This window comes from Deltaproteobacteria bacterium, from assembly GCA_016875395.1.
Taxonomy (GTDB): domain Bacteria; phylum Myxococcota_A; class UBA9160; order UBA9160; family UBA6930; genus VGRF01.
Map to the genome: position 1 here is coordinate 78736 of VGRF01000010.1, position 13005 is coordinate 91740.

Sequence of the window (13005 nt, forward strand, 5' to 3'; positions counted from 1 at the left end):
ACGATCGAACGCAGCGACCGAAGGCGAGCGGGGAGTCGAGCGGTGAAAGCGGTGCGATTCGAGCAAGGCGCGGTGCGCGTAGTGGACGCGGAGGCGCCGCGCGGCGAAGGCGTGCGGGTGCGCGTCAGCGCGTGCGGCATTTGCGCGAGCGACCTCGCGATGCTCGACGCGGGCTTCCCGATCGCGGGCATCCCCGGCCACGAGATCGCGGGCACGCTCGCGGACGGCACCGCGGTCGCGATCGAGCCCGTCGCGCCGTGCGGCGCGTGCGAGTTCTGCCGCACCGGCGACTACCAGGTTTGCCGTGCGGGCGTCGAGATCATCTACGGCGTCGGTCGCAACGGCGGCATGGCGGACGAGATCGTCGTGCCCGAGCGCTGCCTCGTCGCGCTGCCGCGCGGACTCGATCCGCGCCACGCGGCGCTCGTGGAGCCGCTCGCGGTCGCGGTGCACGGCCTCCGCCGCGCAGGGATTCGCGGCGGCGAGCGCGTCGCGATCATCGGCGGCGGCGCGATCGGCCTGTGCGCGACGGCGGCGGCCGTCGCGGCCGGCTGTCAGGTCGCACTCGCCGCGCGCCACGATCGCCAGCGCGAAGCCGGCGCGCGCCTCGGCGCGAAGCCGCTCGCCGCGGGCGAGGCCGACATCGCGATCGACTGCGCGGGCACCACGCAATCGCTCGAAGAGTGCGCCGCCGCGCTGCGGCCGAACGGGATGTTGTTATTGCTCGCCGCCGCCTGGGGCCCGATCGCGCTGCCAGGCTTCACGTTCGTCGCGAAGGAGCTCGCGCTCACCGTCGCCTCGATGTACGGCCGGAGCGCCCAAGGGCGCGACGCCGACGCAGCCGCCGCGCTGCTCGCCGCGAAGCCGCAAATCGGCGAGCTGCTGATCACGCACCGCTTCCCGCTCGCAGCCGCCGCCGAAGCCTTCGCTACCGCGCGCGACCGCAAGGCGGGAGCGATCAAGGTCGTGCTCGAGCCGGCCTGAAAGGCGTCGCTGGCCTCGCCGCGCTGCGCGCAGGGGAGCGCCGCTCGCGGTCAAGCCTTCGGCGGGAATTCGTCGAACTGCGGGAGGTCGTCGCTGATCTCGTACCACGGCGCCTTCGACGCGACGAAGATGTGGCACACCGCGCGCTTCCCGGGGTCCGTCGCGAGCGTGCCGAGTGCGAGCCCGTAGTTGTCAGGGTCGGGATCCCACGAGTTCACGAGCGGCGACCCGCACACGCGGCAGAAACGCTTCACCGTGTCCGCCGACGAGCGGTACTCCGTGATCAACTCCTCGCCGCGCACGAAGCGAAAGTCGCGCTTCCGCACCGCCGCGCTGGTGCGAAACGCCGAGCCATGCCAGCGCCGGCACATCGAGCAGTGGCAGTAGAGAATCGTCCCGATCTCGCCGTCGATCTCGTACGCGACGCCGCCACAGAGGCACGAGCCGTGGTGCATGCTGTTCCCCGCGATGAGTGGAGGCTGCGATGCCCACGTACACGGGAAAGTGTCACTGCGGCGCGATCGAGTTCGAGGTCGACGGCACGCTCGACCACGTCGTCGACTGCAACTGCTCCTACTGCGCCCGCGCCGGCTACCTGCACTGGAACGTCGAGCCGCGCCAGCTCCGCATCACGAAGGGTGCGGACGCCTACCGCACCTACACCTTCGGCACCGGCACCTCGCGGAACCACTTCTGCACCACCTGCGGCATCTCCCCCTTCCGCGTCCCGCGCTCCGACCCGCACCTGATCGACATCAACGTGCGCTGCCTTCACGGCGTCGACGCGAGCAAGCTGCACGTCCAACGCTTCGACGGCGCCCACTGGGAAGACGCGATCAAGACGAGGCGCTGGAAGTAACCGCCGCCAACCTCAGAAAAGCGAAGCGACGGCGCCTCGATGGCGCCGTCGCTTCGTTCCTCCACAAACGAGACGTGCAGCCCCTCTTCGAACCCACGACAAGGCCGCGGGGGGCGGGGGCGGCGGAGGCGAAATCAAGCACAGCTCGGCCGCGAACACCGTGCAGCGCTACGCCGAGGCGAGCGCGTTCTCCCAGATCTCGGAGACGCCCCAAGCGAGCGGCCGCCAACGAGCCATTCGCCGCGGCCGCCCCCGCCCCCCGCGGCCGCTGCGAGCGCGAGTGCTTCCTCGAGCGCGAGTCCGCGACGCGCTCGATCCGCCACTCAAGGCCGCATCGAGTAAACCCGCGGCCCTGACAACCCCCGCAGCTCTCCCTGCACTTCCTCCACCCACGCGCACAGCCGCGGGCGCGTCTCGCGCGGGTCGATCAGCTCGTGCACGCCGAACTCCTCAGCCCGCGGAAACACCGACTGCGCCGCGGCCATTTCCTCTTCCAGCTCGCGCCGCCGCGCCTCCGGATCCGGCGCCGCCGCGATCTCCTTGGCGAACGCGAGATGCACGCCGCTCTCCACCGGCAGCGCGCCGCTCGCGAGCGACGGCCACGCGAGCACCGTGCAGCTCGGGCCGTAATGAATCCCCTGCGCGACCCCGAACGACTTGCGCAGCACCACCGCGATCCACGGCACGCGCGTCTGCTGCACGGCGAAGAGCGCCTCCATGCCGTAGCGGATCGTGCCCGCCTTCTCGGCGTCGGGGCCGATCAGGAAGCCCGGCTCGTCGACGAAGCTCACGATCGGCAGATGAAACGCGTCGCACGTCTCGACGAAGCGGCGCAGCTTCTGCGCGCCGTCGGCCGACATGCCGCCCCCGTAGATGTTGGGGTCGTTCGCGATCACGCCGACGGGCTGGCCCGCGATGCGCGCGAGTGCCGTGACCTGCGTGCGCCCGTAGAGCGGCGCGATCTCGAACAGCGAGCCGGAGTCGACGACGTGCTCCAGCAAGCGGCGCACCTTGTACGTCTTGCGGCGATCGCGCGGGATGAAGCTCAGCAGCGCTTCTTCCGCGCGCGCTGCGGGATCGCTGCACACGAGGCGTGGCGCGGGCTCCCACACCGAGGGCGGGAGGTACGAGAGGAACGCGCGGATCTGGCGCCACGCGTCGGCTTCGTCGGCGGCTTCGTTGTGCACGACGCCACTTCTCAGGTGGACCGCGGGTCCGCCGAGCTCCTCCTTCGTGAATTTCTTCCCCATCGCGCGCTCGACCAGCGCGGGGCCGCCGGTGAGCACGACCGCGGTGTCGCGAGTCATTAGGGAGAAATGCGACGCGGTGAGGCGGCCGGCCGGGAAGCCTGCGCACGGGCCGAGCGCGGCGCACACGACGGGCACTTCGGCGAGCGCCTGCATCGCGAGCAGGTTCATCGGGCTCGGGGCTGTTAAGTCGTAGCCCGAGCGCCCGCGCGCGCCGTACGCGCCGGACACGCTGGCGCCGCCGCCTTCGAGCAGGCGCACGAGCGGCATGCGGCGGCGGATCGCGAGGCCCTCGGCGTGCTGGATCTTCTTGAGGCTCGCGGGCGTGTAGGCGCCGCCCTTGATCGTGAAGTCGTCGCCCGCGATCACCGCGGCGCGCCCGCCGACCGTCGCGGTGCCGGCCACGATGTTCGTGGGCGAGAACGCGCCGCCCTCGGCGACTTCGCCCGCGATCTCGCCGACCTCGCGGAAGCTGCCCGCGTCCGCGAGCGCGTCGATGCGCTCGCGCACCGTGCCACGCCCGCGCGACTTGTGCTTCGCCACCGCCTCCGCGCCGCCGAGCGCGTGCGCACCGCGGCGCCGGCGCGCGATCTCGTCCGCCTCGTCCTGCCAGCTCATAGGCGGGCGACAGTACCCCGAGGCCGGATGCGAGCGAACGTGCCCGGACGCGAGCGAACGCATGGCAATGGCACACTCGGGGTCCGACCACTTGAGGTCTGACCCTTTTGTGCCGCAGCCGCGCCGACCGAACCGGAGACCCGATGCCCACCACCGATGAGCTCGCCGCCGAGATCGCGGCGCTACGGGCGCGCGTCGAGCGCGCGGAGGCGGCGCTCGCGATTCATGCGCTGAAGGCGCGCTACGCGCAGCTCGTGGACGAGCGCTACGCGCGCGGCCGCGTCGCGAGCGACGAGATCGTGGCGGCGCGCGCGGAGGCGATCGCGGCGCTCTTCACCGAGGACGGCGTATGGGACGGCGGCGCGCAGCTCGGCATCGCCCGCGGGCGCGCCGAGATCGCGGCGCGCATGCGCGTGCCCACGCTCGTTTTCTCGTGGCACTTCTTCGTGAAGCCACAGATCGACGTGCTCTCGCCCGACCGCGCCCGCGCGCGCTGGGACATTCTCTCGCCATGCACGACCGCGGACGGCGCGCCGAGCTGGATGGTCGGCTTCGAGGACGACGAGTACGCGCGCGTCGGCGGCGAGTGGCTGCACCGCGCGATGAAGCTCACGCCCGTCTTCATGGCGCCGCACGCGACGGGCTGGACGCGCATCCTCCGCTGACGCGCACCTGGGACGTACGTGCACCAAAGCGCGCACACGGGACGTACATGCACCAAAGCGCGCACTGGGGACGTACGTGCACGCTCCCAGGCGTCTCGATGTGCACGTACGTCCCCAGTGCGCGGGCTACGCGCGCTCCTCGCGCGCCACGGCGGCGAGGTCTTCGCGGACGCTCGCGGCGCAGCGGAAGAAGAGCGGGCCCGAGAGCGCGCCGATCGCGGCGGGCAGGAGCAGCGTCCAGCGCAGCGCAGCGTCGGCGTACTCGGCGAACAGCACGTCGTTGAGCTTGCCGACGAGCGCGACACCGAGGCCGTAGCCGAACACGTTCGTGACGGCGAGCTGCGTCGCGGACGACGTGGCGCGCAGGCGCGCCGGCACGAGCGACTGCACCAGCGTCCAGAGCGAGGGCACGTAGATGTTGTTGAGGAAGTAGAAGACGCCGAAGCACGCGAGCGCGAGCGCCGCGCTCTCGACCCGTGCGAACGCCGCGAAGAACGGCGCCGCCGCGAGCGACACGCCGCCCGAGAGCCACGCGTACCAGCGCGCGTCGCGCGTGGAGAGGCGATCCGCGAGCACGCCGCCGAGCAGCGAGCCGGCGGCGCCCGCGATGCCGGCGGTGAGCCCGAACGCGATTCCGGACTCCGCCTTGTTCATCGCGAACACGCGCTGCAAGAAGAGCGCGCTCCACGAGAGCGCGGCGTAGCCGATGAACGCCTGGCACGCGGCTGCGAGCATGAGCCAGCGATACGTGCGCTGCTCGAACAGGACGCGCGTCATCTCGCGCAGCGGCGCGTGCTGGGCGCTCGCTGCGATGCGCTCGGGCTCGCGCACGCTGAAGGCGATCACCAGCGCGAGCGGCACGCCTGATAACCCCGCGACGAAGAACGCGGTGCGCCAGTCGAACCACTCCGCGATCACGCCGCCGCCCGCGAATCCGAGCAGCGTTCCGACATAGATGCCGAGGCCGAACACGCTGAGCGCTCGCGCGCGCTGCTGGGGCGGGAAGTAGTCCGACAGCATCGACTGCGAGGGCGGTGCGCCCGCGGCTTCGCCGATGCCGACGCCGAAACGCAGCGTCGCGATCTGCCAGAAGTTCGTGGCGAGCCCGCAGGCGGCGGTGAGCAGGCTCCACACCGTGAGCCCCGCCGTCAGCACGCGCTTGCGCGAGCGCGTGTCCGCCCAATGCGAAACCACGAAGCCCGAGAGCGTGAAGCAGAGGACGAACGCCGGGCCTAACAAGAGGCTCAGCTGAAAGTCCGTGAGCGCGAGCTCCTTCTTCACGTCACCCGCCACGATCGCGAGCACTTGGCGGTCGACGAAGTTCAGCACGTACGCGAGCGAGAGCAGCGCGAGTACCCAGAGCGAGTACGCACGGGTCGGCTTCGAGTCGGGCAATGGACGCTCCAGCGGAAGAGGCGAGATAGCCGAGCCAACGTGCTGCTGCCCCGAGTTCGCGGAATCGGAGGAGCTGCCTCGAAGTCGAACACTCCTCGGGGTAGGTCTGCATGGGCCGCAAGCGGAGCGCGCAGCGAGGCGAAGCCGAGCGAAGTAAACAAGGAGGGCCGGCGCCGCCACGACGGAGGCTTGATGCCCAGCGACACCTTGGAGCCCGAGATCATCGCGTGGGTGGCAAAGCAAGGCGCCGGCGACGTGACGCGCGCAGCGCGTCACGTCGCGCGACGCGAAGCGTGGCTGGTCGACGTGTCTCGGCCTGATGGCTCGCGCGCGGAGTGGTTCCTGAGCGTCGATCGCGCGAAGCCGGCGCGCCCGAATCCGTTCTCGCTCGCGCGCGAGACGCGCGTCCTCGGGGCGCTCGGCGCGAATGGCATTCGCGTGCCGCGCATCCACGGCTGGAGCGAGGCGCATCAGGTCGCGCTGCAGGAGCGCGTGCGCGGGAGTGCGGACTTGCCGCCGGCGCCGCCCGCCGAGCGCCGCGCCGTGCTCCTCGACTTCGTCGAAGAGATCGCGCGCATGCACGCCCTCACACCTGCGCAGCTCGCGCTCGATCTCGCGATTCCTCAGACGCCCGCCGAGGCCGCCCTCGGCGAGGTGAACACGCTCGAAGGGATGCTCGCGGGCCACCGCGAGCCCGAGCCGATCGCGCGCTTCGGCGTCGCGTGGCTGCGCAAGCACGTGCCCGAGAAGCTCGATCGCGTCGCGCTCGTGCAGGGCGACACGGGCCCTGGAAACTTTCTCTACGAAGGCGCGCGCATGACGGCGCTCGTCGACTTCGAGTGGGCGCACTTCGGCGATCCGATGGAGGATCTCGGCAACTTCTGCGTGCGCGAGTTCTTCGCGCCGTGCGGCGGCGTCGCAGAGGCGCTCGCGCACTACGGGAAGCTCACCGGCGCGCCGGTGCCGCTGGGTCGCGTGCGTTACTTCCGCGTGCAGCAGATGACGCGCTCGGTGCTCGGCCTCGTGCGCGTCACCTCACCGCACGATCCGCGCGGCCCCGTCGCGATGAATCTCGCCTATCGCGTGATCTGCGAGCGCGCGCTGTGCGAAGCGATCGCGGATGCGCTGGGCATCGCGCTCGAGCCCGCGGCGCTGCCCGATGCGCCAGCGCTCGATCAGCACGCACTGCCCGCGCTCGTCGCGAAGCAGCTCAGCGACGAGATCGCACCAGCGCTGCCGAGCGCGTACCTGAAGCACCGCGCCGAGAGCGCGGCCGCGCTCGTGGAATGCATCGAGCGCGAGCGGCGCTACGGCGCGGCGATCGCCGCGTGCGAACGCGAGGAGCTGAGCGAGCTGTTAGGGATTCGCGTCGAGCGAGCGCGCGCCGGCCGCATCGAGCTGGAAGAGCGCATTCGCGCGGGATCGGCGCCGGAGGCAGCGACGCTGCGCTACCTCGCGTGCCACGCGCAGCGCGCCGAGGCGCTCTACGCGCCGGTCGTGGCGCCCTTCGCAGGGCGCAAGTTCTCGCCGCTCGCGTAGTCGCTCACTTCGCGGCGCACGAACCAGAGTGCCGCGAGCATCGCGACGTTCAGCACCGCAAAGCCCGCGAACGCCGGCTCGTAGCTGCCCGTCACGTCGCGCACGCGGCTCGTCACCATCGACCCGAGCGGCGCGGCGACGAACAGGCTCATCATCACCGCGCCGTAGATCGCCGGCATCGTGCGCTCGCCGAAGCAGTGCGCGAGCGCGAGCGGATACACGACGTCGCGCGCGGCGATCGCGAAGCCGTAGGCCGCGAGAAACGGGAAGAAGAGCGCGGGCGTGACGGGCAACGCGAATACGAGGAGCGCCGCGAGCGCGAGCAGCGCGTGGTCCAGCACGAGCGCGGTCTTCGCGGGCAAGCGATCGCCGAACCAGCCCGCGACGAGCTTGCTCACGCCGCCCGCGCCGGTCGCGATCCCGTAATGACGCGCGGCTTCCTCGCGCGACATGCCGAGGTCGTTCAGGAACGAGACGAACGCGTCGTTCATGCCGAGGAAGAAGAAGAAGAAGCCGAAGATCGTGAACGCGAGCAGCCAGAACGTGCGAGTGCGCAGCGCTTCGCCGAGCGAGAGCGCGCTCGCGCTTGCGGGGCCGGAAGCGGCCGCGGCTCCGCCTGGCGCGCTTCGCCCGGCGATCCAAGCGAACGGCAGGATCACCGCCGCTCCCGCGAGGCCCATCCATAACAACGTGGCCCGCCAGCCGCGCGCGGAGACGCCTGCCGCGAAAACCTGAGGCACGAAGAAGCCGGCGATGTTCGAGGCCGCGTACACGAAGCCCATCGCCGCGCCGCGCGCGCCGCGCACCCAGCTCGTGAGCACGCCCGCGATCGCGACGTCGCCGAGCCCCGCCATGAAGAGCCCGTAGAAGATCTGCGCGATCCAGAACATCGCGAGGTCCTGCATGCGCGACAGCAGCGCCAACCCCGCCGCGAGACAGAGCGCGCCCGTAACGAGCACCGGCCGCGCACCGAAGCGTACGGTCCACTGCCCCGCCGCGAGCCCGCCGAGCGCCGTCATCGCGAAGTAAGGCCAGCGCCCGCTCGAAAACTGCGCCCGCGTCCACCCCAGCTCGGCCGTCGCCTCCGGCAACACCGCCGAAAACAAATACGTGTACCCAAGCCCCAACTGACACACGAAACACGCAAACACCACCAGCGCGCGCTGAGAGGCACTCGGTGACCGAATCGACTCCGCGCCGTTCACAGCTGTGAGCCCGACGCGCCGCTGAAGAAGTCAGAAAAACCTCGATGACGAACGCTCCACCAAAGCAAGTCGGCCGAGACCGCAAGCGAAGCGCGCAGCGAGCCGGAGTCTTCGGAGGCGAGCGGAGTCAACAAGGAAAGATCGATGCCGGCCGCGCGACGGCTCGCATTCTGCGCGGCTCTGACTTCACGGTGCGCCCCAACTACCCGCGCCACACCACCGGCATCGATGCCCAGCCTTGCACGAACTCGGTTCTCAAGCGCTTCAGCTTCTCCGCGCGCACTTCGTACTCCGGCGCGAAGCTGAGCAGCTTCTCGACGCACAGCTTCGCTTCCATCTTCGCGAAGTGCTGCCCGATGCAGAGGTGCACGCCGTGGCCGAAGGAGAGGATGCGCGGCGATTTGCGTCGCACGTCGAACACGTCGGGATTCTCGAACTCGCGGCGATCGCGATTCGCGCTCGGGTAGAGGAACGCGAGGTTCGAGCCGGGCGCGCACTCCTTGTCGTGGAAGCGCACGGGCTTCACGATCTTGCGCATCAGGTACTGCGTCGGCATGTCGTACCGCAGCACCTCGCGGTAGGCGTCAGGGATTAGGGACGCGTCCTGCACGAGCCACTTGCGCTGATCCTTGTGTTGCCAGAAGCGGTGCACCGCGCTCGCGAACGTCTTCGGGAAGGTCTCGGCGCCGCCGATCAGGAACATCGAGAGGTGCGAGGCGGCGTCCTGCGGCTCGAAGCGCTTGCCGTCCTTCTCGAAGCGGCAGATCAGGTCGACCACGTTCGCTTCGTTCGCGCCCGCGGCGCGCCGCGCGGCGATCAGCTCGTTGAAGTATTGGAACATCTCCATCATCGCGTTCACGCCATCGGGGGTCATGCCCGAGACGCCTTCTTCGCGCGCGAAGAACCGCCACACGAGCTTGTTCAGCATCTCGCTGTCTTCCATCGGGAAGCCGTTCGCGAGGCACGCCACCTTCACCGAGACTTTCGCGGCGAACTGATTGAACACGTCGACCTCGGCGAGCTCGCGCACCTCGGCGAACGCGTCGTCGACGAACTGCTGAATCTGCGGCTCGAGGCGCTTCACGCGGCCCGGCGTGAAGAAGCCGATCACGGCGCTCCGAAACGCGGTGTGAAACGGCGGGTCGAGGCTGTTGATCATGGGCGTGACGGGCTGGACCTTCGTCACGAGCTGCGCGGTCGTCGTGCCCTGCGCGGTGGAGAAGCGCTCGGCATCCATCGACGCGCTCCAGATGTCGTCGAAGCGCGAGAGGAAGTACGTGTTCCACTCGGGCAAGTAGAAGCAGGGGTCTTCTTCGCGCAGGCGGGCGTAGGTCGGGTGCGGGTCGTCCTGGACCGCCTCCGAGAACGGGTGGTAGTCGACCATCGCGCGAATTCCCCTTTGATTCTGCGAGGGTGAATGATAACGAGACGTACAGTATCGTAATGAGACGATGTGGCCGGGAGCGCTTCCGGGGGTTCTAGAAATGGGCGCCGGGACGAGCGGAATCGGGAACGGCGAGGCGAGCGCCGCTGGCCGTCCGCGCAGTGGCGAAGCGCACCGCGCGATTCTCGACGCGACGCTCGAGCTGCTGCAGGAAGTGGGCTTCTCCGCGCTCACGGTCGAGGGCGTCGCGACGCGCGCGGGCGTCGGCAAAGCCACGATCTACCGGCGCTGGCCCTCGAAGCTCCCGCTCGTGGTCGAGGCGTTCGGCCAGCTGCCCGCGTTCGAGGACGTCGACACCGGCACACTCGCGGGCGACCTGAAGGCGATGCTCACGCGCTACCTCGAGAACTTTCTCGCGACGCCGCTCGCCACGATCTACCCGAGCCTCGCCGCGGAGCGCGCGCACAATCCCGAGCTCGGCGCCGTGTTCGATCCCGTGCTGAAGGGGCGCCGCCGCCCGCTCGAGGCGGCGCTGAAGCGCGCCGAAGTGCGCGGCGAGATCGCGCCGGGCACGGACCTCGATCTGGCGGCGGATCTCGTCGTGGGCCCGATCGCGGTTCGCCTCTTCTTTCGGGCCATGAAGATTTCGCCCGCCATGGTCGATCCGATGGTCGACCTCGCCCTCGAAGGCGTGCGCCGAGCCGGCGCGCGCAGGGAGTAAATCCTGGCCCGCTACTTCTACGAACGCCTGAGCTACGAGAGCGCCGCGTTGTTAGGCGGCGAGAGCTCGCGCCACTTCGGGCACGCGGCGACGACGCTCGTGTTCGATGCGGGCCCGCTCGCGAACCCCGGCGGCGGCGTGAACTTCGATGCGATCCGCAGCGCGATCGAGTCGCGCCTGCACCTCGTACCGGCGTATCGCAGGAAGCTGCGCCGCATCCCGTTCGAGAATCACCCCGTGCTCGTCGACGACCGCGAGTTCAGCCTCGACTACCACGTGCGTCACACCGGTATCGCGCATCCCGGCGAGATCGCGCATGTGCAGAAAGTCGTGGCGCGCCTGCAAGCGCAGCGGCTCGATCGCTCGCGGCCACTCTGGGAATGCTGGGTGATCGAGGGGTTGTCGGGGGGGCGCTTCGCGCTCGTGGTGAAACAGCACGCGATCCTCGCCGAGAGCGGTGGCGACTTGATGCAGGTGCTGCTCGCGCAGAACGCCGACGACGAGTTCGAGCCCGCGCCGCCGTTCGTGCCGCGCGCGATGCCGAGCGCCGCCGAGCTCGTGCGCGACGAAGTGGTGCGCCAGCTGCGCCTGCCGCAGCGCGCGCTGCGGCGGCTGCAGGAGTTCGCGCGCGAGAGCGACTCGCTCTCGAACGAGCTGCGGCACCGCGCGCAGGGCGTCGCGAACCTGCTCGGCTACACGATTCGTCAGCTGCACGAGACGCCGCTCAGCGGCGAGCCCGGCCCGCACCGCCGCTTCGAGACGCTCGTGATTCCGCTCGCCGACGCGAAGCTCGTGCACGAGGAATTGGGCGGCACCGTGCACGACGTGCTGCTCGCCGCGGTCGCCGGCGCCGTCGGCGCGTACTTCCGCATGCGCCACATGAATCCCGCCGTGATCGACTTCCGCGCGGCGGTGCCCGTGAGCCTGCGCAGCGGCGACAAGAACGAAGGCGTCGGCGAGTGGATCCTCGATCTGCCGATCTGGGAGCGCGATCCCGCGCGGCGCCTCGAGCAGATCCACGTGAAGACCGACGAGCTGAATCGCGAGAGCCCGGCGCTCGGCGCGCGCACGCTGAACAGCGTCGCGAAGTGGACCAGCTCGCGGACGCTCGCGCAGGCCGTGCGCGCGATCTCGGAGCGCACGCCCGTGAACGTGCGCATCGCGAACGTGCCCGGCCCGCAGACGCCCGTGTATCTGCGCGGCGCGCGCCTGCTCGAAGCGTTCGGCACCGTGCCGCTCGCGAAGAGCGGAGGCCTCGGCATCGCGATGTTCAGCTACGACGGAAAGCTGTGCGTGGGCGTGAACGCCGACTACGACCGGGTCGCCGACCTCGACGTGTTCACGCGCCTGCTCGGCGAGTCCGTGCGCGAGCTCGTCGCCGCCGCGAAGCGCAGGTCGCGCCCGCTGAAGGTGGTGGGCCGCTAGCGGCTCGCGTCTACGACCGCTTCCGTACCCACGCCCCGATCTCGTCGATCGCGGCGTTCGCCTCGGGCAGGAACGGCGCGAACGCGTGCCACACGTGCGGCATCTCGGGGTAGATCGCGAGCGTCGCGTCGACGCCCGCGGCCTTCGCCTTCGCGGCGATGCGCGTCGAGTCGTCGAGCAGCACCTCGTGGTCGCCGACGTGGATCAGCAGCGGTGCGATCCCGCGTAGGTCGCCGTTCAGCGGCGAGCACAGCGGCGAGAGCGGGTCGGCGCGGCCCTGCGTGTAGACGGCGCCCATCGCCTGAATGCCTTCGCGCACGCCGGGGATGACAGGATCGAGCGCGGCGCGCGTGCCGTAGGAATCGCCACTCGCGCTGAAGTCGGTCGCAGGCGAGATCGGGATCGCGCCGGTTGGCTGCGGGAGGCCGCGCTCCTTGCACGCGAGCAACGTGGCGAGCGTGAGGTTGCCGCCCGCGGAGTCTCCCGCGATGAAGATCGCGCGCGCGGGCGCGGCGCCGTTCGGGCCGTTGTTACGGAGCCAGCGGTACGCGTGCACGCAGTCGTCGAGGCCCGCCGGAAACGGATGCTCGGGCGCGAGGCGATAGTGCACGGCGAGCACCGCGACCCCCGCAGCCTTCGAGAGGCGCGCGCTCAGCGGGCGGTGCGAGTCGAGGTTGCCCGCGGTCCAGCCGCCGCCGTGGATGTAGAGCAGGCGCTTGTCAGGATCTGCGCCCTTCGCCACGAGCCACTCGCAGGCGACCCCCGCGAGATCGATGCGCTTCACGTCGGCGACGAGCTCCTGCGTCGAGCCGTCCACCTTCCAGTAATCGTTCACTGCCGCACGCGACGCTTCGATGTCCGCGCCCGCAGCGGCCATGCGCTTCGCGAGCGCGCGGAGATGAGCATCGACTTGCTTGGCTTGGGGGCTGGCCATGGGGTTCTCCTCGGGGTGCGCTCACTCTA

12 protein-coding genes are annotated in these 13005 nt (G+C 70.4%); 6 read left to right on the plus strand and 6 right to left on the minus strand.

Going from position 1 to position 13005, the window contains the following annotated elements; translation table 11 throughout:
* Nucleotides 1-42 precede the first annotated feature (42 nt).
* Nucleotides 43-984 (plus strand): alcohol dehydrogenase catalytic domain-containing protein, encoded by a 942-nt coding sequence (locus FJ091_10115; protein MBM4383710.1) that lies wholly within the window; start codon nt 43-45, stop codon nt 982-984.
* A 50-nt stretch (nt 985-1034) separates the two neighbouring features.
* Here the strand turns inward: FJ091_10115 and FJ091_10120 are convergent, their stop codons facing one another.
* On the minus strand, nt 1035-1439 hold the full coding sequence (locus FJ091_10120) for a GFA family protein (GenBank protein ID MBM4383711.1): 405 nt from the start codon (nt 1437-1439) through the stop codon (nt 1035-1037).
* A gap of 29 nt (nt 1440-1468) precedes the next feature.
* On the opposite strand from FJ091_10120, the gene FJ091_10125 reads away from it, so the two are divergent.
* Nucleotides 1469-1843, plus strand: a complete 375-nt coding sequence (locus FJ091_10125) for a GFA family protein (protein ID MBM4383712.1) — start codon at nt 1469-1471, stop codon at nt 1841-1843.
* Between the two features lie 323 nt (nt 1844-2166).
* Here FJ091_10125 and FJ091_10130 read toward each other — a convergent pair whose 3' ends face one another.
* Complete coding sequence (locus FJ091_10130) at nt 2167-3708, minus strand: propionyl-CoA carboxylase (GenBank protein ID MBM4383713.1); 1542 nt, start codon at nt 3706-3708, stop codon at nt 2167-2169.
* A gap of 143 nt (nt 3709-3851) precedes the next feature.
* On the opposite strand from FJ091_10130, the gene FJ091_10135 reads away from it, so the two are divergent.
* Nucleotides 3852-4373 (plus strand): nuclear transport factor 2 family protein, encoded by a 522-nt coding sequence (locus tag FJ091_10135; protein MBM4383714.1) that lies wholly within the window; start codon nt 3852-3854, stop codon nt 4371-4373.
* Between the two features lie 126 nt (nt 4374-4499).
* Here the strand turns inward: FJ091_10135 and FJ091_10140 are convergent, their stop codons facing one another.
* Nucleotides 4500-5768 (minus strand): MFS transporter, encoded by a 1269-nt coding sequence (locus FJ091_10140; protein MBM4383715.1) that lies wholly within the window; start codon nt 5766-5768, stop codon nt 4500-4502.
* Nucleotides 5769-5960: 192 nt separating this feature from the next.
* Between FJ091_10140 and FJ091_10145 the strand changes: the two genes are divergently transcribed.
* On the plus strand, nt 5961-7307 hold the full coding sequence (locus FJ091_10145) for a phosphotransferase family protein (protein ID MBM4383716.1): 1347 nt from the start codon (nt 5961-5963) through the stop codon (nt 7305-7307).
* On the opposite strand, the gene FJ091_10150 is transcribed toward FJ091_10145, so the two are convergent.
* Nucleotides 7253-8461 (minus strand): MFS transporter, encoded by a 1209-nt coding sequence (locus tag FJ091_10150; GenBank protein MBM4383717.1) that lies wholly within the window; start codon nt 8459-8461, stop codon nt 7253-7255. The genes FJ091_10145 and FJ091_10150 overlap by 55 nt on opposite strands.
* A gap of 253 nt (nt 8462-8714) precedes the next feature.
* Complete coding sequence (locus FJ091_10155; GenBank protein ID MBM4383718.1) at nt 8715-9896, minus strand: cytochrome P450; 1182 nt, start codon at nt 9894-9896, stop codon at nt 8715-8717.
* Between the two features lie 100 nt (nt 9897-9996).
* On the opposite strand from FJ091_10155, the gene FJ091_10160 reads away from it, so the two are divergent.
* Both FJ091_10160 and FJ091_10165 read left to right on the plus strand, forming a co-directional pair.
* A complete protein-coding gene (locus FJ091_10160) occupies nt 9997-10617 on the plus strand; it encodes a TetR/AcrR family transcriptional regulator (GenBank protein ID MBM4383719.1) in 621 nt (206 codons plus the stop codon).
* Nucleotides 10618-10665: 48 nt separating this feature from the next.
* On the plus strand, nt 10666-12042 hold the full coding sequence (locus FJ091_10165; GenBank protein ID MBM4383720.1) for a wax ester/triacylglycerol synthase family O-acyltransferase: 1377 nt from the start codon (nt 10666-10668) through the stop codon (nt 12040-12042).
* 10 nt (nt 12043-12052) lie between these two features.
* On the opposite strand, the gene FJ091_10170 is transcribed toward FJ091_10165, so the two are convergent.
* Nucleotides 12053-12976: an alpha/beta hydrolase gene (locus FJ091_10170; GenBank protein ID MBM4383721.1), complete on the minus strand. Its 924-nt coding sequence runs from the start codon at nt 12974-12976 to the stop codon at nt 12053-12055.
* Between the last annotated feature and the right edge of the window lie 29 nt (nt 12977-13005).